20 protein-coding genes are annotated in these 24,152 nt (G+C 57.7%); 11 read left to right on the top strand and 9 right to left on the bottom strand.

All coding sequences use genetic code 11. The features are described 5' to 3' along the window. Nucleotide 1: 1 nt before the first annotated feature. The 9 genes from mraY (at nt 2) to ftsZ (ending at nt 10,699) form a co-directional block, all read left to right on the top strand. Complete coding sequence (gene mraY, locus NZ823_03515) at nt 2–1,123, top strand: phospho-N-acetylmuramoyl-pentapeptide-transferase (protein MCS6804197.1); 1,122 nt, start codon at nt 2–4, stop codon at nt 1,121–1,123. Then, on the top strand, nt 1,120–2,517 hold the full coding sequence (gene murD, locus NZ823_03510) for a UDP-N-acetylmuramoyl-L-alanine--D-glutamate ligase (protein MCS6804196.1): 1,398 nt from the start codon (nt 1,120–1,122) through the stop codon (nt 2,515–2,517). The genes mraY and murD overlap by 4 nt, the downstream gene beginning before the upstream one ends. A gap of 21 nt (nt 2,518–2,538) precedes the next feature. Further along, nucleotides 2,539–3,666, top strand: coding sequence for a putative lipid II flippase FtsW (gene ftsW, locus NZ823_03505; GenBank protein MCS6804195.1), 1,128 nt, complete (start codon nt 2,539–2,541; stop codon nt 3,664–3,666). Beyond that, a complete protein-coding gene (gene murG, locus NZ823_03500) occupies nt 3,656–4,891 on the top strand; it encodes an undecaprenyldiphospho-muramoylpentapeptide beta-N-acetylglucosaminyltransferase (protein MCS6804194.1) in 1,236 nt (411 codons plus the stop codon). Before ftsW ends, murG begins: the two co-directional genes overlap by 11 nt. A gap of 3 nt (nt 4,892–4,894) precedes the next feature. Beyond that, complete coding sequence (gene murC / locus NZ823_03495; GenBank protein ID MCS6804193.1) at nt 4,895–6,277, top strand: UDP-N-acetylmuramate--L-alanine ligase; 1,383 nt, start codon at nt 4,895–4,897, stop codon at nt 6,275–6,277. Next, nucleotides 6,274–7,248: a UDP-N-acetylmuramate dehydrogenase gene (gene murB, locus NZ823_03490; protein MCS6804192.1), complete on the top strand. Its 975-nt coding sequence runs from the start codon at nt 6,274–6,276 to the stop codon at nt 7,246–7,248. The genes murC and murB overlap by 4 nt, the downstream gene beginning before the upstream one ends. A 12-nt stretch (nt 7,249–7,260) precedes the next feature. Continuing rightward, entirely contained in the window at nt 7,261–8,151 is an 891-nt protein-coding gene (locus NZ823_03485; protein ID MCS6804191.1) for an FtsQ-type POTRA domain-containing protein, read from the top strand. Between the two features lie 2 nt (nt 8,152–8,153). Then, nucleotides 8,154–9,398, top strand: a complete 1,245-nt coding sequence (ftsA, locus tag NZ823_03480) for a cell division protein FtsA (GenBank protein ID MCS6804190.1) — start codon at nt 8,154–8,156, stop codon at nt 9,396–9,398. Between the two features lie 164 nt (nt 9,399–9,562). Further along, the gene (ftsZ, locus tag NZ823_03475; GenBank protein MCS6804189.1) at nt 9,563–10,699 is read left to right on the top strand and encodes a cell division protein FtsZ; all 1,137 of its coding nucleotides are present in this window, start codon (nt 9,563–9,565) and stop codon (nt 10,697–10,699) included. A 365-nt stretch (nt 10,700–11,064) separates the two neighbouring features. On the opposite strand, the gene mpl is transcribed toward ftsZ, so the two are convergent. Then, nucleotides 11,065–12,453 (bottom strand): UDP-N-acetylmuramate:L-alanyl-gamma-D-glutamyl-meso-diaminopimelate ligase, encoded by a 1,389-nt coding sequence (mpl, locus tag NZ823_03470; GenBank protein ID MCS6804188.1) that lies wholly within the window; start codon nt 12,451–12,453, stop codon nt 11,065–11,067. Between the two features lie 99 nt (nt 12,454–12,552). Continuing rightward, complete coding sequence (locus NZ823_03465; GenBank protein ID MCS6804187.1) at nt 12,553–14,934, bottom strand: tetratricopeptide repeat protein; 2,382 nt, start codon at nt 14,932–14,934, stop codon at nt 12,553–12,555. Between the two features lie 124 nt (nt 14,935–15,058). On the opposite strand from NZ823_03465, the gene ispG reads away from it, so the two are divergent. Further along, nucleotides 15,059–16,306, top strand: coding sequence for a flavodoxin-dependent (E)-4-hydroxy-3-methylbut-2-enyl-diphosphate synthase (ispG, locus tag NZ823_03460; GenBank protein ID MCS6804186.1), 1,248 nt, complete (start codon nt 15,059–15,061; stop codon nt 16,304–16,306). A 222-nt stretch (nt 16,307–16,528) separates the two neighbouring features. On the opposite strand, the gene NZ823_03455 is transcribed toward ispG, so the two are convergent. From NZ823_03455 to sucD, 3 genes are all read right to left on the bottom strand, one after another. Then, nucleotides 16,529–16,756, bottom strand: a complete 228-nt coding sequence (locus tag NZ823_03455; protein ID MCS6804185.1) for a DUF2905 domain-containing protein — start codon at nt 16,754–16,756, stop codon at nt 16,529–16,531. A gap of 16 nt (nt 16,757–16,772) precedes the next feature. After that, nucleotides 16,773–17,192, bottom strand: a complete 420-nt coding sequence (gene ndk / locus NZ823_03450; GenBank protein MCS6804184.1) for a nucleoside-diphosphate kinase — start codon at nt 17,190–17,192, stop codon at nt 16,773–16,775. Nucleotides 17,193–17,291: 99 nt separating this feature from the next. Continuing rightward, on the bottom strand, nt 17,292–18,164 hold the full coding sequence (gene sucD, locus NZ823_03445; GenBank protein MCS6804183.1) for a succinate--CoA ligase subunit alpha: 873 nt from the start codon (nt 18,162–18,164) through the stop codon (nt 17,292–17,294). Nucleotides 18,165–18,314: 150 nt separating this feature from the next. On the opposite strand from sucD, the gene NZ823_03440 reads away from it, so the two are divergent. Further along, the gene (locus NZ823_03440) at nt 18,315–19,493 is read left to right on the top strand and encodes an acyl-CoA dehydrogenase (GenBank protein ID MCS6804182.1); all 1,179 of its coding nucleotides are present in this window, start codon (nt 18,315–18,317) and stop codon (nt 19,491–19,493) included. A gap of 85 nt (nt 19,494–19,578) precedes the next feature. Here NZ823_03440 and NZ823_03435 read toward each other — a convergent pair whose 3' ends face one another. The 4 genes from NZ823_03435 to NZ823_03420 all read right to left on the bottom strand — a co-directional run bounded on the left by NZ823_03435 (nt 19,579) and on the right by NZ823_03420 (nt 24,148). Further along, on the bottom strand, nt 19,579–21,429 hold the full coding sequence (locus NZ823_03435; protein MCS6804181.1) for a bifunctional homocysteine S-methyltransferase/methylenetetrahydrofolate reductase: 1,851 nt from the start codon (nt 21,427–21,429) through the stop codon (nt 19,579–19,581). A 172-nt stretch (nt 21,430–21,601) separates the two neighbouring features. Continuing rightward, nucleotides 21,602–22,447, bottom strand: coding sequence for a bifunctional DNA-formamidopyrimidine glycosylase/DNA-(apurinic or apyrimidinic site) lyase (gene mutM / locus NZ823_03430; GenBank protein ID MCS6804180.1), 846 nt, complete (start codon nt 22,445–22,447; stop codon nt 21,602–21,604). Between the two features lie 56 nt (nt 22,448–22,503). After that, on the bottom strand, nt 22,504–23,196 hold the full coding sequence (locus NZ823_03425; protein MCS6804179.1) for an adenine nucleotide alpha hydrolase: 693 nt from the start codon (nt 23,194–23,196) through the stop codon (nt 22,504–22,506). Then, on the bottom strand, nt 23,150–24,148 hold the full coding sequence (locus NZ823_03420; GenBank protein MCS6804178.1) for a cobalamin-binding protein: 999 nt from the start codon (nt 24,146–24,148) through the stop codon (nt 23,150–23,152). Before NZ823_03420 ends, NZ823_03425 begins: the two co-directional genes overlap by 47 nt. Nucleotides 24,149–24,152: the final 4 nt, after the last annotated feature.

Below are 24,152 nucleotides of genomic sequence, written 5' to 3'. Positions count from 1 at the left end.
CATGCTGAGATATTTGCTTTACGAATGGCTTTATCTCAGTTTTCGTGAACAGTACCCGGTTCTCGATCCGCTGAACGTCTTCCGCTACATCACGTTTCGCACGGCGATGGCTTCGGCCACTGCTGTGGTGATCACGCTGTTGGTCGGCTCGTGGTTTGTTGGGGTGTTGCGTCGCTGGCAGATTGGTCAGCAGATTCGGTCCGAAGGGCCAGAGTCACATCAAGCCAAGCGTGGCACGCCGACGATGGGTGGCGTGTTGATGATCTTCGCGGTTGTGGTCTCCACGCTGTTGTGGGGTGATTTGACCAACTCGCGTGTCTGGTTGGCAATGGCTTCACTGCTGTTGTTTGGCGCCGTCGGTTTTGCCGATGATTACACCAAGGTCGTCAAAAAGCAATCGCTGGGCTGGACCGGCTGGCAGAAGATCATCGCTCAAGTGGCGATCAGTCTGGCGCTGGGCGCGACGCTGATTTACTGGTTGGAGTATTCAACCGTGTTGAGCGTGCCGTTCTTTAAGACGTTTCGCCCAGAGTTGCCGAAGGTCGTCTACTTGTTGTTTTTGTTGTTTGTGGTAGTTGGCGCGTCCAATGCGGTGAATCTGACGGATGGGCTGGATGGGTTGGCCGTTGGCATCTCATTCATCACCATTTCGGCGCTCACAGCATTCACCTATGTGACGAGCCATCATGCGTTCGCTGGTTACTTGCTGATTGAGCACATGGCTGAAGTGGGCGAGCTGACCGTATTTTGCGGCGCGTTGGCCGGCGCGTGTTTAGGATTTCTTTGGTTCAATGCGCCGCCTGCCGACGTGTTTATGGGCGACGTCGGGAGCCTGGCGTTAGGCGGGACAATTGGGTTAATCGCCGTGATGATTAAGCAGGAGCTGTTGTTGCTCATGATCGGCGGTGTATTTGTGATTGAGGCGTTGTCGGTGATGATTCAGGTCGTGACGTTTAAGGTGACCAAGCGCTGGCGCGGCCACGGTTATCGTGTATTTCGCATGTCTCCGTTACATCACCATTTTGAGTTACTGGGGTGGAAGGAGACGAAGGTGGTGTTTCGCTTTCTGATCGTGGCCATTTTGTTTGCATTGCTGAGTCTTTCGACGTTGAAACTACGGTGACCGAGGTAACGGGCAAGAGGATCGTCGTCGTCGGTCTTGGGCGGAGCGGCCAGGCGCTGGCTCAGTTTCTCATCCGTCGAGGCGCGCTCGTAGTGGTGACCGATCAAAAGTCGGAGGTCGCGTTTGAGCCAAGTCAGTTAGAAGCTCTTCGTCGCTTAGGAGTACAGTTGGAGCTGGGTGGACATCGCATGGAGACATTGTTGAGCGCCGATATGATTTTGCTCAGTCCCGGCGTCCCGCCAGGAATTGAACCAATCCGGCGCGCGCGGGACGCCGGGATTCCGCTGCTTGGCGAAGTCGAGTGGGCATGGCGATTTTTGAAAGGGCGAATGGTTGGCGTGACCGGATCGAATGGAAAAACGACGGTGACGAGTTTGATCGGCGCGATCCTGTCACAGGCCGGCTTTGACACCTTGGTGGGTGGCAATATCGGCCTGCCGCTGACCGCGCTCATTGATCGCGCCACTGATGAGAGTGTACTGGTTGTGGAGTTGAGCAGTTTTCAATTGGAGACGGCTGAGACGTTGCGTCCGCACGTAGCCGTGATGACCAACATCTCGCCCGATCATCTGGACCGGCACGGCTCACTGAGCGCCTACATCAACGCCAAGCGCCGTATTTTCTTAAACCAGACGCGCGACGATTGGGCCGTGTTGAACGCCGATGATCCGATTGTCTTGAAGATGATGTATGACACACAGGCGCAGCCGATTGTGTTCAGTCGGCGTCGTGAATTGGATGAAGGGGTCTTTCTCATGGACGAGCGTCTCGTCTACCGGTTCGGTGGGCAGCAGCACGAGGTGATGAAGGTCAAGGAGATTCCGCTGCGTGGCTGGCATAACGTCGAGAACGTGATGGCTGCGGTGGCCGCCAGTATGGTGATGGGAGCGCCGGTTGAGATGGTCAGGCAGGCGGTGCTGAAGTTTCCCGGCGTGCCGCATCGGCTGGAATGGGTGGGCGAAGTGGACGGCGTGATGTATTACAACGATTCCAAAGCTACGAATGTGGATTCGGCTGTGAAGGCGCTGGAGGCATTCACTGAGCCGCTGGTGGTCATCATGGGCGGTCGCAGCAAGGGCAGCTCGTATGAGCCGCTGCGGCCGTTGGTCCAGGCGCGTGTCAAGCATCTGCTGTTGTTGGGAGAAGCCGCGCCCGAGATGGCAACGGCGCTGGCCGGGACAGCGCCGTTGACGTTGGTCGGTTCGATGGCCGAAGCCGTCGAGCAGGCGCACCGACTGGCTCAGCCGGGCGATGTTGTCTTGCTAGCGCCGGCCTGCGCCAGCTTCGATATGTTTGAGAATTTCGAACATCGTGGCGACGTCTTCAAAGAACAGGTACGACGATTGAAGGTGCTCGGACCGAGTTCGTCGCGATTGGATTTGCGGATTGAATAGAGCGCGGGGAGCAAGATGCGTATGTCGAGCGCACACCACAGATCACTGCCGGCCGTTGCCGATGTCTGGCTGTTTACGACGACGCTGCTGCTGGTGGCGTTTGGCGTGATTATGGTCTATAGCGCCTCGTCGGTGATAGCGGCTGAGAAGTTCGGCGATCACCGCTACTTTCTCATCCGGCAGGCCATTTACGCGGTGGTGGGCGTGGCGGCGATGATGGCGATGATGCGGATCAATTATCGTATTTACCAGAAGCCCTGGGTCGTGTATTCGCTGTTGTTGATCTGTATCGGCCTGCTGGTGGGTGTATTGTTTGCGCCGTCGGTGAATCAAGCTCATCGTTGGTATCGGTGGAAGTGGCTCTCGTTTCAACCGGCGGAGGCAGCCAAGCTCGTCTTGATCGTGTTTGTCGCCTATTACCTGAGCAAGCGGCTGCCGCATGACACAGTCCTGTTCAGCAGAACCGTCGCTCCCTGCGCTGGAGTGGCCGCTGTGTTGATCGGGTTGGTGGTGATTGAGCCAGATTTGGGCATGGCGGTGGCGTTGGGGTGCATCCTGGTGACGGCCTTGTTTGTGGCCGGCGTGCCGTGGCGCCATTTGCTCTGGTTGGCCGTGGCAGCGTTGCCGGCGCTTTACTACTTGCTCTTTCGTGTCAGTTGGCGGTTGGAGCGTCTGCTGGTGTTTCTCGACCCGTGGCGTGACCCACAAGGGCGCGGCTTCCAAACGATTCAGTCCATGACGGCCATCGGCAGCGGCGGCGTGTGGGGTGCTGGATTGGCTCAGGGCAAACAGAAGCTGTTTTATTTACCCGAACCGCATACGGATTTCGTCTTCGCCCATATTGGCGAAGAGCTAGGGATGATTGGATTGACCATGCTGGTAGGCGCGTACACGATCGTCTTATGGCGTGGCATACGAGCGGCGTTGCGCGCGCCTGATTCGTTTGGGATGTTGTTGGGCGTTTGTATCACCGTGGCGCTGGTTGGCCAAGCGCTGTTTAACATGAGCGTGACGTTGGGACTCGCTCCGGTCAAAGGGCTGCCGCTGCCGTTGGTCAGCTATGGCGGTTCGTCGTTGGTGCTGACATTGGCGCAGATAGGAATTTTGCTCAATATCGCGCAGGCGTCAGGAGGAACGCGTGTCGCCTAGAGTGTTGATTGCAGCCGGGGGAACTGGCGGTCATATCTTTCCGGGCGTGGCCGTGGCGCGCGAGTGGCAACGGCACGACCCGCAGGTGAAGGTGCTGTTTGTCGGCACGGCGCGCGGTCTGGAGACGCGGGTCATTCCGCAAGAAGGATTCGAGCTGGAGCTGATCGAAGTGAGCGGTTTGAACCGCGTCGGCCTTGGGCCAATGCTGCGTAGCTTGGCGATGTTGCCGCGCGGTTTCATGCAGTCCCTTGGCGTGTTGCGGCGATTCCGGCCTGATCTGGTCATTGGCGTGGGTGGCTATGCAGCAGGGCCGATCATGTTGATGGCTGCGCTCAAGCGAATTCCTACATTGATTATCGAGCCGAATGCCTATCCGGGCTTCACCAATCGTGTGCTGGCACGTTGGGTGCGCGCCGCGGCTGTAGGTTTTGCCGAGGCCGCTCCGTACTTTCATGGCAAAGCCGTGGTCACAGGCAATCCGGTTCGCCCGGAATTTTTCCAAATAGCCAGCGCGTCGCCGGCCATTGCTGAAGCGGCTACCGCTCCTTTTCATTTGCTCATTGTCGGCGGCAGTCAGGGCGCCCATGCGCTAAACACGGCTGCTATGGCAGCGGTCCCTGTCCTCCTCCTCAACTATGATCAGCTCACCGTGACCCACCAGACGGGGGAGCGTGATCTAGCTTTGGCGCGCGCCGCTTATGAGTCACTGGCGCAGCGTGAGCGGGTGCACGTGCGTCCGTTCATTCATCCAGTGGCTGATGAGTTGGCGCGCGCTCACTTTGTCGTGTGTCGCGCCGGCGCGATCACGCTGGCTGAATTGGCCGCCCTTGGGAAACCGGCGCTGCTGGTGCCACTGCCAACAGCGGCCAACGATCATCAACGCAAAAATGCCGAAGCGATGGCTCGACAGGGCGCTGCGCGCTGTGTGTTGCAATCTGAGCTGACGCCAGAGCGCATGGTGGCAGAAGTTGCGCGGGTCATTGAAGACCGCCATCAATTGGCTGCCATGGCAGCGGCGATGCGGCGGTTCGCGCGTCCTGACGCGGCGCAGAAGATCGTCGCGCTCGGCTATGAGCTGATGCAGCAGCGGTCGGCCAACCCGGCATCGAGGCTGCAAGTGAGCAAATCGGACACGGAGAGCCACTCGGCTGTTGACGGTGACACAGGATTAAGCGATGACGGCAATGATGCGCACTCTGTTGCGCCGGCGGCGGTGGTGAACTGAACGATGTTGGGCAAGATTCGACATATTCATTTTGTTGGCGTCGGCGGCTCAGGCATGAGCGGCATAGCCGAGTTGTTGCTCAATCAAGGTTACAAAGTGTCGGGGTCTGATCTGAAGTTTTCGCCTGTGACCGATCGCTTGCAGCAATTAGGCGCGCGCGTGTTTGAGGGCCATCGCGCCGAGCACGTTGCCGGAGCGGATGTAGTCGTTGTCTCAACAGCCGTGCGGGCCGACAACCCGGAAGTGCAGTATGCGCGACGCCATCAAATCCCGGTGATCCCACGCGCTGAGATGCTGGCTGAATTGATGCGGTTGAAATACAGCATCGCCGTGGCTGGCGCGCACGGCAAAACAACGACGACCTCCATGATTGGCACCGTGCTGGCGCATGCCGGCCTTGATCCAACGATCATTGTCGGAGGACGATTGCACGCGCTGGGCAGCGGAGCGCGGTTGGGCAGTGGCCAGTATCTGGTAGCCGAGGCCGATGAAAGCGACAAATCGTTTCTGAAATTGACGCCCACGTTCGCGGTGGTGACCAACATTGACCGCGAGCATCTGGATGTTTATCGTGACCTGGACGAGATTCGTGACTGCTTCGTCCAATTCGTCAATAAGGTTCCGTTTTACGGCTTAGTGGTGCTGTGTCTGGATGATCCCGGTGCGCAAGCGATCATTCCGCGCATTGAGCGACGAATCATCACCTATGGATTGTCATCGCAGGCCGATGTGGAAGCGACCGACGTTGAGTTATCGCCGCAACTGAGTTCGCAATTTGTGGTGAAACATCGTGGGCAGGCGCTTGGTCCTATCCACCTGCGTGTGCCTGGCGGCCATAATATCTACAACGCGCTGGCGGCGGTGGCCGTCGGATTGGATTTGGAGATTGATTTTCCCAGCATTGCTGCCGGGTTAGCTCAGTTCAGTGGCGTGGCGCGCCGGTTTGAGTTCAAGGGGCAGATTGCCGGTGTGCAGCTCTATGATGATTATGGTCATCATCCAACGGAGATCAAAGCGACGCTCTCGGCAGCCAAGTCGGCGGGGCATCGGCTGGTGGTGTTATTTCAGCCGCATCGTTACACGCGAACGAAGTATTTGATGGATGAATTCGCCGTGGCGTTCAATGATGCCGATCTGCTGCTAGTGACCGACATTTACCCGGCCAGCGAAGACCCGATTGAAGGCGTCACCGCGGCGGCACTGGTCGAGCGCATCAAGCAGTTTGGTCACAAGCAAGCAGATTACGTTGGCGAGCTGGAGCATGCTGTTGAGCGGCTGGCCTCGGTTGTCAGGCCCGGCGATATGGTGCTGACGCTCGGAGCCGGCAATGTCTATCGCGCAGGCGAACAGTTGATGGAGCATCTGAAGGAGAGACGCGGAACATGATGCAGACAGCGAAAGCGGACAAATCGGTGAATGCGCACGCAGCAGAGTGGTCAAGCGAACAGATGGAGTTTCAGCGGATGGCCGAGACCGTCGCGTTGATTTGCCGACATCTGGGCATTCCATGTTCACTGGATAGTTGGATGAAGGATGTGACAACCATTGGTGTTGGCGGCCCGATTCTCGCTATTGCCTTCCCGAAGAATGCGCGGTCGGCTTTGCAACTGGTGCAGCGGCTCAATCAGGAAGAGATTGCATGGTCGCCGCTGGGCATGGGCACGAATCTGTTAGCGATGGACAAGCCGCAACGACGGGTGGCCATTAGCCTCCGGCAATTCTACGGGACGCCCAGCATTGAAGGTCCGGTCGTGCAGGTTCCGGCAGGGTTGAGTTTGCCGGCATTGGTGTCGGTCACTGCCGAGTTGGGATTATCCGGACTGGAAGGATTAAGCGGGCTATCGGGCAGCGTTGGCGGCGCAATCAAGCGCAACGTCAGCGCCTACGGCTGTGAAATCGGCGCGGTGACGCGCAGCGTGACCGTGCTGTGCAATGATGGCGTGCATACGCTGCGACAGGAGGAAGTTGGCTTCGAGCACGGACACTCTGCTTTGGGCGATCAGCAGATGGTGTTAACGGCGGCGTTTCAGCTCGTCCGTGGTGATCGAGCGCGTATGACACGGACGATTGCGCGCTATCGGAAAGCGCATCTGGATCATCGTCCGCTGACCGAGCGTTGTCTGGGTGGCGTCTTCAAAAATCCGCCGTTGCAATCGGCCGGGCGATTGATTGACGAGTTGCAACTGAAAGGATTGTCGCGCGGCGGCGCAGTGATCTCCGAAAAACATGCCAATTACATTGTCAATCGTGGTCAGGCGACCGCGGCTGATGTGTTGGAATTGATCGAAGCTGTGCGCTACGCCGTGATGAGTTTGCGGCGCATTGATTTGCAACTAGGCGTGACCATTTGGAGCTGAGGAGCTGTCACGATGATTCAGCTACCGGCACAAGTAGTGCAGAAGTCGGCGCGGCGCAAACGTCCGCGCGCGCGGCCGCAAGAGCGGGTTATGGCCCGTCGTCCGCTGAAGTTGCATCTGAGCCTGCGCTCGATGGGCCGACTCGTTGGTCTGGTCACGATGGCGGTTTTGGTGGTGGCAGCTTATAAGCCGGTGGTGACCAGCTCCGTCTTTGAGCTGAAGCATGTGCGTGTCGTGACCGGTCAACGAGTGCGTGCCGATCAGATCGAGGCGCTTGTCCGGCGGCAGATGGGCGCCAGCGTCTATGGCGCTGACTTAGACGAGCTGCGCCAAACGTTGAAGCAGCAGCCGCTGGTAGAGGACGTCATTGTGGCGCGATTGCTGCCCGATACAATCCGCGTGACGGTGATCGAGCGTCAGCCGGTGGCTGTTGTGAAACTGGGCGATCAGCTTGTTTGCGTGGACAAAAATGGCCACGTCATCGGCGAATATCATCTGATGGAGTCGCACCCGCCGTTGCTCGGATGGACTGCCGCAAACACGACGGCAAGTCGGCTCGCCAATCTGAACCGACTGCGGCTCTACCTGGAACTAAAACAGGCCTTGAGTGGCATGAAACGCAACTACTGGAACGAGGTCAGCGAAGTGGATATTCACGATGTGCGCAACGTTGTGATTCGGTTGAACGCAACGCCGATGGTGCCGATTCATCTTGGCCATCAGGATTTTGCCCGTCGGTTGAGTCAGGCGCTGAGAATTCTGGATGATGTCCATCATGGCAAACTCAAAGCCAGTCACATTGATGTTTCTGATCCATCGCGGATGATTGTCGGACAATCACAACCCGATTCCTTATCAAGCCGTCGAGCTGCTGAAAATGCTCACGTGAGACAAGCGAGGTAACTATGACGAAGGCGACGCATATTGTTGGGCTTGATCTGGGTACAAGTCAGGTCACGGTTGTGGTCGGTCAGATAGGCCCGACCGGTTCTCTGGAGATTCTGGGTTTGGGCCAGGCGCCGGCGCGTGGATTGCGCAAGGGCGTTGTGGTCAATCCTGATGCCGCTGTCGAACCGATCCGCCGGGCGGTCGAAGATGCCGAACGCATCTCCGGGCTGGACATCGAGTCAGTCTATGTCAGCATGTCTGGCACGCTGCTGCGCGGATCGAATCATCGCGGCGTGATTGCCATTGCCGGACGCGACCGCCGCATCACAGCGGCAGATATTCAACGCGTGATTGATGCCGCTTGTTTGGTGACATTGCCCGGCGGACATGAAATTGTTGACATGCAACCACAGGAGTATCTCATTGACGGACAAGATGGCATCACTGATCCGTTGGGCATGCTCGGCAGCCGATTAGAGGCGCTGGTGCACTTGATTACGGGTCCAGCGACGATTCGGCAGAATGTGGTGACCGCCGTCAATAAAGCTGGGCTCTATGTGGCCGGCGTCGTCTCAGAACCGATTGCTGCGGCCGAAGCCGTGCTCACCGCCGACGAGCGGGAATATGGCTCGGTCGCCATCAATATCGGCAGCGAAACAACGTCGCTGGCTGTGTATAAACGCGGCGCTGTGCAACACACGGCCATCTTTCCACTGGGCGGCGCGCACTTCACCAGCGATATTGCCATCGGTGTGCGCACGCCGATTCCTGAGGCTGAACGCATCAAGCGAGAGTTTGGCTGCGTGCTCAGCAACATCAGCGCAGGCCACGCCGGCGCCACGATTCCCGTGCCGAGTTTCAATCAGCGTCCGTCGCGCAGCCTCTCCGTCGAGGTGTTGTGTGACATCCTGCAAGCGCGCGCCGAAGAAATCCTGCACGGGGTGCGTGATGAGCTGCGTCGGTTTGGCTGGGAGCGAGAGCTAGGCAGCGGCGTCGTCTTCACCGGCGGCGGCGCATTGCTGGCAGGTTTGCCGGAGCTGGCCGAGCAAATTTTTGACTATCCGGCGCGGATGGGATTGCCGCTGAACGTCAGCAGCATGACTGAGGAAATCTATTCGCCAATGCGCGCCACAGCCATTGGACTGCTGCACATCGCGGCGCGTGGCGGCGCACTGCATAATCAAACGGCCTGGCCAGCGGATGCGCCGATGGTGGCGCGCGCTGCCTCAGCCGTCAAACATTGGTTTACTCATTGGTTTTAAGTTCAACCAATAACTACACCGGCTGACAGAATGGTGAGCATGAAAGTCAAAGCAGGTTGTCAGACGAAAAAATATTTTTCGAGAACGATGACCCTTGACGTCTTCTCACTTTTCTTTGCCGGCTTTGTGGTTATAATAGCACCAGACATTTTGGGGAGGTAGAAATGACAATTGAATCGTCGGCCTTGGGCAAGCTCAATATAGATTTTGTTGAGAGTCAGCGTGAAGGGGCAGTCATTAAAGTGATCGGCGTCGGCGGTGGAGGTGGCAACGCAGTCAATCACATGATCAATGAACGCATCGAAGGGGTTCAGTTCATCGTTGCCAATACAGATGCCCAAGCTTTGAAACTATCCCAAGCTCAAATCAAACTGCAAATGGGTGAGAAACTGACCAAGGGATTGGGAGCTGGAGCCAATCCCAACATCGGTCGGGATGCAGCGTTGGAAGACACGGAGAAAATCCTGGAAGCCCTGGAAGGCGCTGACATGGTGTTTATCACAGCCGGCCTGGGTGGCGGCACGGGAACAGGCGCAGCGCCCATCATCGCCAGCTTAGCCGCGGAGCTGAATGCGTTGACCGTCGCCGTGGTGACCAAGCCGTTTGCCTTTGAAGGCCGCAAGCGCATGGAGCAAGCCGAACAAGGACTGAGAGACCTCAAGGAATGTGTTGATACGCTCATCACCATTCCCAACGAGCGATTGCTCAGCGTGGTGGATAAAACGGTGACGCTGCTGAACGCATTCAAGCTGGTTGATGACGTATTACGCCAAGCCGTGCAGGGCATCTCAGATTTAATCAAAGTGCCCGGCCTGATTAACCTCGATTTTGCCGATGTGAAAACAATCATGGCCGGCATGGGCATGGCGCTCATGGGAATGGGAGAGGCCACCGGCGATAATCGCGCACTGGAAGCGACGCAACGCGCGATTTCCAGTCCGTTGTTGGAAGAAGGCTCGATTGAAGGCGCGCGTGGCGTGCTCATCAATGTGACGGGTGGCTCCGACCTGACGCTGTTTGAGGTCAATCAGGCTATTTCGCTCGTGCGCGAGGCAGCCCATGAAGATGCCAACATCCTGTTTGGCGCGGTCATCAACGATTCGATGCGAAACGGCATGAAAGTGACCGTCATCGCTACCGGGTTCGACAAGTCAGCTATCCGACAGGTCCAGCAGCCAATACCTCATGCGGGGTTGCGGCCTGGCCTTGGGCCACTGAGTGGAATTGGCGGCAGTGACCCGCTCAGCTCGGCCTCAACGCTCGACATGCCGACCTTCATTCGCAAGCGCTCGGCTGACTAGAGCGATTTGCGAATGAGTTTATCTTGGGAGCGCACGCTTGCGGCGTGCATTCGCCCGCACGATGCGGGGCCTCCAGGCTAAAGGCAATTGGAAATCGCTCTAAGTAACGTGACAAACGTTCGTGACGTTTTTGGAGTGCTGCGACCTGTCGCAGCTTTGGCCGGAAAGCGGTGAGACGGCACCGCACTCCGAAACGTCCCCTCCCCCAAAATTCCCAGAACTTTTGTCCACCTACTTAGAGCAAATCTCGTTTGGCTTGGATTGTTCGGCTTGGGCTGTCTTGAGGTTGCGTCCTCGATGCTTCTGACAAATATGCTGCTTCAGCTCAGCAGCACTCCTTCTGTGCGTTGGTGTGGTCTCACATGTTATGTGTCTGACACAATGCGCCGGCGACGCGAGCGGTTGGCCAGCGCCGCCATTAGCTTTTGATGAATGCCACCAAAAGCGCCATTCGACATGATGGCCACGACATCACCGCGACGAGTTTCCTCAGTGAGATACGCGACAATCTCATCTACGCTTCCCGGCGCGTGTGCCCGCGTGCCGCGCCGGTTGAGCTGTTCGACCAACATGTCAACTGAGAGCCAGTCGTCTTGAGGCGCGACGCCGGGATTGTACAATGGCGCGATCACGGCCATGTCGGCTCCTGAGAGCGCCTCCTCAAATTCCTGCTGAAAGATTTTCAATCGGGACGTTCGTGAGCGCGGCTCGAAGACAGCAATCAACCGCCGTCCGGGATACTTGTCGCGCAGCGCCTCAAGCGTGCTACGAACGGCTGTCGGATGGTGAGCAAAATCGTCAATCACCGTAACGCCGTCAACTTCGCCCAGCACTTCTAACCGTCGCTTGACGCTTTTGAATTGAGGCAGCGCCTGGGCGATGATGCGACGTTCAACACCCAACAGCGTAGCCGCAGCAATGGCAGCCAGTACGTTGCGCGCGTTCATCTCACCGATCAACGGCGTGCTCACCTCGCCCCACTCTTGACCGTTGCGAACGACACGAAAGCGCATGCCCTCAGCCGATGCGCTGATGTCGGTCGCCCGCCACTCGGCCTGATCGCCGAGTCCGAACGTGTGCAGCGAACAGCGCGCGATGGTTGACACATCGCGCACATGCGGCGAATCGAAGTCGGCAATGAGCGCGCCGTTGCCAGGAATCAGATTGACGAACCGACGAAATGCCAGCTTGACAGCTTCCAAATTGTCATAGATGTCAGCGTGATCGAATTCAATGCAATTGAGAATTGCGGTGTCCGGCAAGTAGTGCATGAATTTCGGTCCTTTGTCAAAATAGGCCGTATCGTATTCATCGCCTTCGATGACGAAGTAGGGGCTATCAGTGAGGCGAAAGCTGCTGCCGAAGTTTTCGGCGACGCCGCCGATGAGAAAGCTTGGACTCAAGCCGCCCGCTTCCAGCAGCCATGTCACCAGCGATGTCGTCGTCGTCTTGCCATGTGTGCCAGCAACAACAATGGAGTGGCGCCCGCGAATGAATTGCTCCTTGATGACCTGCGGCATGGACGTGTAATAGAGTTTTGCGTTGAGCGTTTCTTCGATCTCTGGATTGCCGCGCGAGAGCGCATTGCCGATGACCACGACATCCGGAGGCGGTTGCAGATGCTCCGGGCGATAGCCCTGCAAGACGGTCACACCGAGTTGTTCAAGCAGCGTGGACATCGGCGGATAGACGTTCTCATCCGAGCCGGTCACGTGATGGCCTTGAGCCTTCAGTAATCCGGCTAGTCCAGCCATTGCTGTGCCGCAAATTCCAATGAGGTGATAGTGACGTTGTTGATTCTTCACGACGGCGGGGATTGTACGAAGGTGGCGCAAGCGAAGTCAAACGACCGCTTATTTCAACCGTTCTGAGACAATCTGTTGATAGGCGTTGTAGTTGCTCATGACGCGGTAGACGTAATCCTTCGTTTCCTGAAAAGCAATTTCTATGACGAATCGGTCGGGGTCCGGATGCTGCGCGCGAGCGAGCCATCGCTGAACGCTCTCGGCGCCTGCATTGTAAGCGGCGGCCACTGCCGGCCAGTTGTTGGAGAATTGGCGTCGCAGCTCGTCCAGATGCCGGACGCCCAGTTCGATGGCTATCTCCGGCTCATAGAGTTGTTCCAGTTGAAAGTTTCGCCTGCCGGCTTCCTGCGCCAGTCGCTCCGCTGTTGAAGGAATCAGTTGCAGCAGCCCACGCGCCGCCGCGATGGATTTCGCCTCCACGCGAAAGCGGCTCTCTTGACGGATAACAGACAGCACGAATCGCGGGTCGAGCTTGCGCTCACTGGCATATCGCTGCAACAGGTCTTTGTAGGCCACCGGATAGAGCGTCTGGGCCAGCCTCGCCGGTAATAAGCGGGGTTGAATACGTTGCTGTATCAACGGCGCCAAGTAGATTTCGCCAATGTCCAACGCCTCGGCCGGATAGCCGCCCTGAAGCAGATACACGGCCAACGTGTATAACTGTGAGGAGCTCAGTTGCGCGCGGTTGGGACCAAAGGAGGCTGATAGTTCGGGCGCGCCTTCATCAGGCAGGCCGAGGAAGAGTAATTCGCTGGCCAGCGCGCGAGCCGACCGTTCCACCGTGATTGCCTCGCTGCGTATCGGGCGTGCCATGTTCATGACCTGCAGGTTGACCCACGAACGCGCATCGGGAAGGCGCACGACCAATTGCCGCAGTTGCTCAATCCAGTGCTTCTGCTCATCGTCGTCCCGACAGAGTCGCCACGCCTCAAGCGCGGCGTCAAAGGCTTGCTGGTAGCGACCGGCGGCTTGCTCCGATTGCACACGTTGCCGCAACATTTTCACTCGCGCGCGCATCAACGCGCCGGCTTGAGGATGCCGCGCTAGCTCACGCAGTCGCGCTGTGGCTCGATGGCCGTAGTAGTGATCTCGTTCATCAGGCAGACTCAGATAAACGGCCACCGCGTCGCTGTAGCGTCCCAATTGTTCTAGGCAATAGCCGCGCATGAACGTGACTTCCGGGCGATTCGGCGCGCGCGGGCCTGGACGATTCAGATTGTGCTTGAGCAGCGCGTCGAAATCGGCGAGCGCCGCTTCGTACTGCTGTTGCGCCAGATGAATGCGCGCCTGCGAAAACAACGCTGTGGTGGCCGCCAGCTCGCCGGGAAAACGCTCCATCGTTCGCTGACACCACGCAAGCGCTTCCTGCGCCTGGCCGGCAGACCGCAAAGCGTCAATAGCATTCAAGTGCGCCCCCGTCACCGTTTCGCCCTTGGGATACGCGGCCAGATAGGCTTCATAACGTTCGACAGCCTGCGACCATCGTTGCATGCGCGCGTGCGCGTGGCCGGCTTGATAGAAGCCTTGCTCGCCGTACTTGGTTTTAGGAAATTGCTTGTAGACGCGCTCGTACCATTCGATGGCCTGCTCGAAAAGCTCCTGTTGATAATAGCCGCGTCCGATTTCGTAGAGGACTTCAGGGACCGATGGATGCGTCGGCGCTTCATTCACAATCGCTAGAAAATGGCGGCGTGCCTGATCATAGTCGCGGTTGAATTGGTAAATCCGCGCGCGTCGCAGACGGGTGGTGACATCCGGCGTGGCGTTAGCACGGCTGTCCAGCTCGTCCAACAAGTGGACGGCTGCCAGCGCATAGTCGTCCCGCGTTCGGCTGCTCAACAAGGCATTGAGCGCGGCGCGCGCCGCCGCGAGTCGTCCGGCTTCAAATTCGGTCTGCCCGATTCTGAGTTGCGCTTTTCGCGCCTGCGGGCCCTGCCCTTTCGCCAGTTCGTTGTAGATGGCGAGCGCCTTTGCATAATCCTTGCTCGCAAGGAAACTATCGGCCAGCCGCCAACGGCTTGGCTCAGCCAGCAAGCTGGTCGGATACGAGCGGATGAGCGTTTCCAGGTAATGCCGGTGAGCTTCCGGTTGGCCACTGGAACGGGCAATCTCAGCCAGATGCCACAGCGCGTAGTCGCTCAGCAGTGCTTTTCGCTCGACCACGCTCGCATACTCTTGGCGGGCTGCATCGAGCTTGCCTTGCTTGTGTCGCACACGTCCGAGCAAGTAGTCATAATTGTTCGCAGTGAATGCCGCTGGCATGGCGCGTCGCAGTTCGAGCAACGCTTTTTCGGCTTGATGCCACTCTGCCGCCTCAACGGCTCGGCGAATCTGTGCATGTCGTTGTTGAAGTGTCGGCCCGTTCGCATCCGTTGCCGCCAGCGCCAGCAGCGCCAGCAGCGAGTAAACGGCCATGCTGGTTGATTTCATCGGCGCTCCGCCTCCCTGACTGTGTCACTCATGCCGGCGGTCATTATAGGCATTGACGCTTGTTTGAACAATTAGCATGTGAGTAGATTTGTCTGGCGGCAGCGAGTAAAATGAACGATCTATCATGAGAGCCATTCAACGCAGACAAACAACGACAGTCGCCGTCGGTGGGGTGATGATTGGCAGTTGTCATCCGATTGTTGTGCAATCCATGACGAACACGGACACGGCTGACGTCAATGCAACGGTGGCGCAAGTCGCGGCGTTGGCGCGCGCCGGATCAGAGCTGGTGCGGGTGACGGTCAATACGAAGGAAGCCGCTGCGGCCGTTCCGGCGATCGTTGCGCGTTTGCGCGATCAAGGAGTGCATGTGCCGATCATCGGCGACTTTCATTACAACGGCCACATTCTACTCAGCCAGTTCAACGAGTGCGCCCGCGCGCTGGCCAAGTATCGAATCAATCCGGGCAACGTCGGCGTCCGAGAGAAGCACGATGAAAACTTCCGCCGCATTATTGAAATCGCCATTGAGCATGAGAAACCGGTGCGCATCGGCGTCAATTGGGGCTCGCTCGATCAAGCCTTGTTGACCGAATTGATGGAGCAGAACGCGCGTCGCCCTGAGCCGAGAGATGCGCGCGTGGTGACAATGGAGGCAATGGTCGAAAGCGCCTTGCGCTCGGCTGCGCTCGCCGAGCACTACGGACTGCCGCATGATCGCATCATCCTCAGCGCAAAAGTTTCTCAGGTTCAAGACCTGATCGCGGTTTATCGTGATCTAGCCGCGCGGTGCGATTATCCGTTGCATCTGGGGTTGACCGAAGCTGGCATGGGTACAAAAGGGATCGTGGCCAGCACGGCGGCGTTGGCCGTGTTGCTGCAAGAGGGCATCGGCGATACCATTCGTGTGAGCCTGACGCCGCCGCCAGGCGGCGATCGAACTGAAGAAGTCGTGGTTGCTCAGCAGATTTTGCAATCGCTCGGTCTTCGCAGCTTTGCCCCGCAGGTCTCGGCATGCCCTGGCTGCGGGCGCACGACCAGCACGTTCTTTCAGGAGATGGCCGAGCAGATTCAAGCCTATCTGCGTGATCAGATGCCTCGTTGGCGCGAGCAGTATCGCGGCGTCGAAGAATTGAAAGTCGCAGTGATGGGCTGCGTCGTGAACGGCCCCGGTGAATCCAAACATGCCAACATCGGCATTTCACTACCGGGAACGGGCGAGGAACCCAAAGCCCCAGTCTACGCCGATGGTCGGTTGCTGACCACGCTCAAGGGGTCAACGATTGTGACCGACTTCATCAAGCTTCTGGATGAGTATGTAGCATCGCACTACGGTCGCATGGATCGGCGCACAGATGAGCGCGGTTTGTGAATGAGTTGATCTTGGGAGCGCACGCTTCCAACGTGCATCAGCCTGTGGGATTCAAGGCCCTCAGGCTAAATGCAATTGAAAATCGCTCTATTGGGAGGGTTCTGCTCCTGTTCTGCATTTGGCTTCTCACACGTGACCTTTCTGCGGACTATTGGTATAAGCTTTCGCAGCGTGCTTTGCGGAGAGCGTCCTGTCTGAGATTGGGCGGTGGTGTGAAATCCTTCAGCGCCGCGCCCATGAAATGAGCCACCAGACGAGCGAGATAATCACACTGATCAGGATACTCGTGCCCAGCGGAAAATAGAACGTGAAATTCTCTCGCTTGATGAGAATATCGCCGGGCAAGCGTCCAAGTCCCAGTGTAGGGAATCGCCCGATCAACCAGACAAGTCCGCCGATCATGACCAGCGCGAGGCCGATCAGCATGAGCGTCTTGCCAAGCGTTGTCACGCCAATGTCCATACGATCATGAGTGACGTTCCAGACCGTTGAAGAAGTAAGCAATTTCGAATGCGGCCGTATCCGGCGCGTCTGACCCGTGTGTCGCGTTGCGCTCGATGGATGAGCCGAAACGTTTGCGCAGCGTGCCCTCTTCAGCCTGAGCTGGATCGGTCGCGCCCATCGTCTGTCGCCAGTGGGCAATGGCCGATTCGCGCTCCAGCAAGAGCACCACGCATGGGCCGCTGGACATGAACGTCGTCAGGCTGTCAAAGAATGGCCGGTGGCGATGCACAGCATAGAAACCTTCGGCCTGCCTTTTGCTCAGATGGACCATCTTCATGGCGCGGATGGTGAATTGCTCGGCTTCGATCCGGTGAATGATCTCGCCGATATGATGAGCCGCGACAGCGTCGGGCTTGATGATGGCCAGCGTTTGTTCCGTCATGGTTCTCGTATCCTCTCAGAATGAATGAATCGTCGGCGAGCAGAGATTCGCGCCGATGGCTGGGTGTAGCCTGTGCTGTTGCGTCATGGCCGGTCTGGGTTACTTGCCCAAGGTGCGGGCGACGGTTTGACCGATGTCGGCAGGATTCTCAATCACGTGAATGCCGGCGGCCTGCATGGCGGCGATCTTTTCTTGCGCTGTGCCTTTGCCGCCAGCAATGATGGCGCCAGCGTGTCCCATGCGTCGTCCGGGCGGCGCAGTTCGACCGGCGATGAATCCGAACACAGGCTTGGTGATTCGTTCTTTGACCACTTGCGCGGCTTCTTCTTCGGCTGTGCCGCCGATCTCGCCGATCATCACAATGGCTTCCGTTTGATCATCCTGTTCAAACAGGGTCAACGCATCAATGAAGTTGGTCCCATGGATGGGATCACCGCCGATGCCGATGCAGGTGGATTGTCCCAAGCCAAGTTCGGTCAGTTGCCAGACGGCTTCATAGGTCAACGTGCCGCTGCGTGAGACGACGCCGATGCACCCTTCCTGATGAATTTGTCCGGGCATGATGCCGACCTTGCATTTGCCGGGCGAGATAATGCCAGGACAATTAGGCCCGATCAGGCGCGTCGGACGGCCTTTGAGAAACGTGACGACCTTGATCATGTCGAGCACCGGAATGCCTTCGGTAATACACACCACGAGCGGCAATCCGGCATCGGCCGCTTCCATGATCGCGTCGGCAGCGAATGCCGCCGGAACGTAAATCACGCTGACATTGGCGCCGGTCTGGCGAACGGCTTGATCAACCGTGTTGAACACGGGAATGCCTTCGTGGGTCGTGCCGCCGCGACCGGGCGTGACGCCAGCCACGACATTCGTGCCGTAGGCTTTCATTTGTTGTGTGTGAAAGGTCCCTTCTTTCCCAGTGATACCCTGCACCAACAAGCGGGTGTTCTGATCAACCAATATGCTCAAGATAGCATTGCCTCAATTGAAAAGTTTTGGTTCTCAATCAGGCCAGGACTATAACATAACCGGTTCAGCTCCGACAACCTCTGTGTTGACCGGGCTGGTTCATTGTAGGTACTATCTCCCGGCTCATTTTATCAAGATATGGAGGTGGCTATGAGTCAACAAGCGACAGCGCAAGAACTCGTCGCGGGCGTGCCCTTGACCAGACTTTCCGAAGACGAACAGCTTTTTCGACAAACCGTCCGCCAATTTGCTGAAGAGCAGATTCGCCCACTGGTGGAAAAAATGGATCATGACGGCGTGTTTGATAAGGGACTGATCCAACAATTTTTTGATCTCGGATTGATGGGCATTCATATTCCCTCGGAGTACGGTGGCGCGGGCGGCAGCTTTTTCATGGCCTGTCTGGCCGTCGAAGAACTTTCACGGGTTGATCCTTCCGCCGGCGTGATTGTGGATGTTCAAAACACACTGGTGGCTAATGCCATCGGTCGGTGGGGAACAGAGCAACAGAAGCAGCGATATTTAACCAGACTGAGTCACGACACCGTCGGCGCGTATGCGTTGTCTGAGGCCGGTTCTGGCAGCGACGCTTTCGCCCTGCAGACCAAGGCAGACGACCAGGGCGATCACTTCTTGCTCAACGGGCGCAAGCTCTGGATCACCAATGCCCAGGAAGCTGGCTTGTTCATCATCTTCGCTACCATTGACGCGAAGCTCGGCTACAAGGGCATTACAGCCTTTTTGGTGGAACGCGACACGCCAGGTTTTTCAATTGGGAAGAAAGAGAACAAGCTGGGCATCCGCGCTTCCAGCACATGCGAATTGATCCTCGAAGATTGCCGCGTGCCCAAAGAGAACGTGCTCGGCGAAGTCGGCAAAGGCTACAAGGTCGCCATCGAAACGCTGAATGAAGGACGCATCGGAATTGGCGCGCAGATGGTTGGTTTGGCGCAGGGAGCGTTTGAATGCGCGTTGGCCTACTCCAAAGAGCGCCGGCAATTTGGCCAGCCAATTTCGGAGTTCCAGGCTGTGCAGTTTCAACTGGCTGAGATGGCTACAGAGATCGAGGCAGCCCGGCTGATGACGTACAACGTCGCCCGGCTCAAGGATGCTGGCGTCAATTTTGTCAAAGAAGCTGCCATGACCAAGTACTTCACCTCGGTCGTCGCCGAGCGCGTTGCATCGCTGGCCATTGAGATTTACGGCGGCTATGGCTACACCAAAGATTATCCGGTGGAGAAATACTATCGCGATGCCAAGATCGGCAAGATTTATGAAGGCACGTCGAACATGCAGCTTCAGACGATCGCCAAGTTGCTGCTTGCTTAAATCAGAATGAAGGTCACTGCATCGGAATAGGCCGGTCAAAAGGGCCTACGTCGGTCATTGGCCGTCACGCTATCAGAAGCCTCATTCACGCTTCATCGCGTGGCGTGACTTTTAGGATTTCGCCTACTGTTACGACAGGGTCAACTTGAGCCATGATGTGAATCCCGGCAACTTGTCCGCGCAGCGCGCTGGTCAATTCCTGCGCGATGCTCAACCCTTCCTGTTTCGGGTCAGCAGCCTGGTGCATGCGTCGGCGGAACGATTCGGGAATGATGATGCCCGGCACTTCATGATGCAAAAACTCTGCCTGCCGCGCGCTGGTCAGTGGCATGATGCTCACCAACGTCGGAATAGGGAACGAGCCGACGTGTTGCAGGAATCGGTCAATCAGCGTCAGGTCAAAGATCGGCTGCGTTTGCGCAAAGTGGGCGCCGGCTTTGATCCGTTCTTCAAGTTGGGCGATTTCTGCGTGCATGTCTTCAGCGGCCAGATTCACAGCCACGCCGATGCGAAATCCGGCAGCTTGACCAATCGAATGACCGGAGACGGTATGACCTTGATTGAAGTCGTGAAGAATTTCCACCACACCGGTGGCATTGACTTCAAAGACCGAGGCCACAGAGGGCAGCTCGCCGGCTATGCCGCTTTCGCCGGTCAGGGCCAGCACGTTGCGGATGCCCAACGCCGCTGCTCCCAGCAGCTCGGACTGAATCAAGCCCAGCGTGCGCTCGCGGCAACTGAAATGGAGGATCGTTTCAACACCCGTTTGCGACTGAATCAGGTAGGCCAGCGCCAGACCCGACAACCGCACGCGCGCGCCCGTATGCTCGCTGACGCTAATGGCATCAACGCCAGCCTGCGCAAAGGCGCGGCAGCGTTCGATGGTCTCACCATGGTCTAGTCCGCGTGGCGCGACAACCTCGACGGTGGTTACCCATTGCTGGCCGAGTTTTTGTTGAAAGTGGGTAGCCAATGGCATCGTCGCCTTGGGAGCGACCGCCGCGGCCGGTTCCACCACCGACACGGATATGACCTTGCGCTCACGAACGCGGCGCGGCGCTTGCCCGACAAAGACCTCTCCCATCGCGCGAATATGTTCGGGCGTCGTGCCACAGCACCCGCCAATGATATTGGCGCCCGCCTCGGCGAACCGGCGCGCATAAATCTGCAAGTACTCCGGCGATGACAAGTAAATCTGCCGCCCGCCGATCAATTGTGGCAACCCGGCGTTGGGCATCACGGAGACGCGCAGCTCGGTCTCCTGCAAAAATCGCTCGATGATGTCAAACATCATCTGCGGACCGCTGCAATTGACGCCAACAACGTCCACATCAGCGGCAGCCAGCGATTCCAGCGAGCGTCGTAGCTCGTCGCCGAATTTGGATCGGCCATCTTCCAAAAATGTCATCTGCGCGATGATCGGCGTAGTGGGCGCAACCGTGCGAGCAGCCCGCACGGCTTCATGAGCTTCCAGCAGGCTCGGATGCGTTTCAATGATGATCAGATCAACGCCTTCTTCAATCAGAATGGCGATCTGTTCCTGGTAGGCTCTGGCTAAATCGGCCAGCGTCAAATTGCCATAAGGTTTGACCAACGCGCCCAGCGGACCGACAGCGCCAGCAATGAACACTTGTTGACCGCTTTGTTGAACAGCTTCACGAGCCAATCGCACACCGGCGCGGTTGATCGCTTCCAGTTTGTCTTCAACGCCGTATTCCCGCAGCTTCATCCGATTGCCGAGAAACGTATTGGTCTCAATCAATCGCGCGCCGGCCCGGATGTAATCCAGGTGAATCGCACGCACCAAATCAGGATTGATAAGATTTTGCTCGGCCAACGCCTGTGGGTCGGCGCCGCGATTGATCAGCAGCGTTCCCATCGCGCCGTCGGCTAAGACGATTTGCTGATCCAGCAGATCAAGAAACTTGCGGTTCATATTGTCTGAATGCAACCCGCGCAATTGCCACATCTCAAGCGCGGCCTCCCAAAACGTTCCGGCGCCAACATCCGAGCCTTTCCAAGGCAACGACCAAGCTGTGTGACGTGCCTCCTACGGGCCACGTCTGCGTTGAGCGCGCGTTTCAGATTTCGCGCTTCTCTCATCTCTGCTACGTTTGACATCGAGGACAATAATAGGTTGAGCGTCCACTCTGGACAAGCCGTCGGATTGATTGACCGCATGTGAAGCACGGTTGGCCTTCGCGATTGTAGACCTGAAAGACCACGTCGCAACGCGGTTGGTTCATTGCTGCTGGCTCACCGATCAGCTCCAGGTGGAGCGGTTGACCGGCGGCTTGAGCGTGAAGTGCTTCCCGAAGTGTTTCAACAATGCACTGGTGTAATCTCACCAATCGCCCTGCGGAGCGCGCCACCGACCGAGCCGAGCGAATGGGGCTCAGACCGGCGCGATGCAACACTTCGGCTGCATAAATGTTGCCTAATCCAACAACCTTAGTTTGGTCCAGCAAAAATTCTTTGATCGAGCGACCACTGCTACGGAGCAGCGTTTTCAAGCAGTCGGCAGTGAAGTCCGGCGCCAGCGGTTCCACTCCCAGCTTATCTAGCGGCTCGATCTGATCCACATCGTTGCGTTGAACGACCGCCAGAGTCCCTAAATTCCGCGTGTCAGTGAAACCAAGTTGACGGCCGCTGCGCAGATGGAAAATGAGCCGCGTCGTCTTCGGCCATCGCAACCGAGGATCCCCATAAGCGAATCCGCCAGTCATTCGTAAGTGAATCAGCAAAGACGATCCCCCGGACAGGTCCATCAAAATGAATTTACCGCGTCGGCGAATATGCTCGATGGTTCGTCGGCAAACACAGGCGCGGAATCTGGCCGGGCTGAGCGGCCGGATCAAGGCTGGCCGCAAGATGCTGACTCGCTCAATCACATCCCCACACACATAACGGCGCAATGTTTCCACCACATGTTCGATTTCCGGCAATTCGGGCATGTGTGCGGTCCTCTTTCGTGCGCTTGTTGAGGTTGCAGCCGTGCGATCTGGGCGCGTCAGGCGGACGACGACATGCCGGCAGGCAGCACGTCGGCAAAGTAGAATCCATCACGAGCGACCGTTTGCCCAAGCTCTATAGAAATCTCGCGGTCAAACATCGGACCGGCAAAGCAGAATGTGTGAAATTCTCCGCGTTCTCCACAAGGATCAACCGTCGGTGGCAGCTCGGTGAGCAGCGCCTCGTCGTAGGCTCGTCCAACGAACCGTTCGGGCAGTTGTTTGGGATCAACGCAGGTCAGCACCGCCCGTAGACCACTCTGCAACATGGCGCGGGCAAGCGCCGGTGTGTCGGCAGGCGAGCACCACAAAGGAAACAACGGTTCGATGCCGCTCCCAGCCAACATGCCGACACGATACGCGCGCACGTCTTCCAGGAACAGGTCGCCAAATGCGATGTGCGTAATGCCTTGTTGGCGCGCGCGTGTTACGACCGCGCGCATCCGTTCTTCATACTCTGCATTGGAGCAAGGAAACGGCAACGAGACTGGCCACAGTGGCAATCTTGCCGCCGCGGCTTGCGCTTGGACCAGGCTGCGGCGAACAGCGTGCATGGCGACGCGGTCGGCTGCTTCATTGAAAGTGGTCAACAGGCCGACGAGCTCCACCTGCGGCGTCTGACGCAGTCGGTGAAGCGCCCACGCGCTATCTTTTCCCGAACTCCATGAGAGCAACACGCGGGAGGGTGTCATGGCGCTCCATACAGGCGCTCTCCGCGCCGCTTGCAGCAACAGTGTTCACGCAGATGGCCGGAGACAGACCGTTGGGTAATGGATGAACCTCAGGGTGTAGCGCATGGGCCAGGATCTCCAAACTGTCTACGAGGCGAGGGCCAGGCCGACTAAAATAATGAGAGCCATCAGTGACATAAACGCGACCGGCGCGCACAGCCGGCAGTTGCTGCCAACCGGGGATCAATGAAAGCAGTGGAAGATCACGCAGAGTGCGCTCAACACTGAAGCCACAACAGGCAATGAAAACAACCTCAGGTTGCCATGCCAACACCTGCTCCCAATCAAGCGTTCTTGAAGGTTGTCCCTCCTGACCGAGTCCTTCAATGCCGCCGGCGAGTCGAACCAATTCTGGATTCCAATGGCCGCAACAAAACGGTGGATCAAGCCATTCCAGCAAGGCGACTCGTGGCCGGTCATCGAGTTCGGCGCTCCGTGCGGCCACTGCCTCAATCCGAGCTTGCAAGCCGGCAATGACCGATTCAGCTCGTGACTCCAGCCCCACGACATGGGCAACCTGCCGAATGGATTCCATCACCTGCCACAGTGTCTGCGGCTCCAAATTCACAACCTGTGGATTGCCGGGAAGCGTACAGGCGGCTGCCTGAACTTCTTCTTCGGCAACGGCGCAGACATCGCACAACGCCTGCGTGACGATCAAGTCCGGTCGCAACGCTTCCAGTGTCGGCAGGTCAAGCGTGTACAACGCTCGATTGGTCCGCAATCGCTCTCGTACCAAGCGATCAATCTCACTGCTTGAGGCGTCGGTGGGAATCAACGTGTGCGTGACCTTCGGCAACCGACAGACCCAGGGCGGATAGTCACACTCGTGTGTGACGCCGACCAGGTGATCGTCCAGTCCCAGCGCGCAAATGATCTCGGTCGCGCTGGGCAATAACGAAACAATCCTCATGATC

Source organism: Blastocatellia bacterium (genome assembly GCA_025054955.1).
Classification (GTDB): Bacteria; Acidobacteriota; Blastocatellia; order HR10; family J050; genus JANWZE01.
The sequence above is the reverse complement of the archived record's forward strand: the minus strand, read 5'-3'. Positions and strand labels throughout refer to the sequence as shown.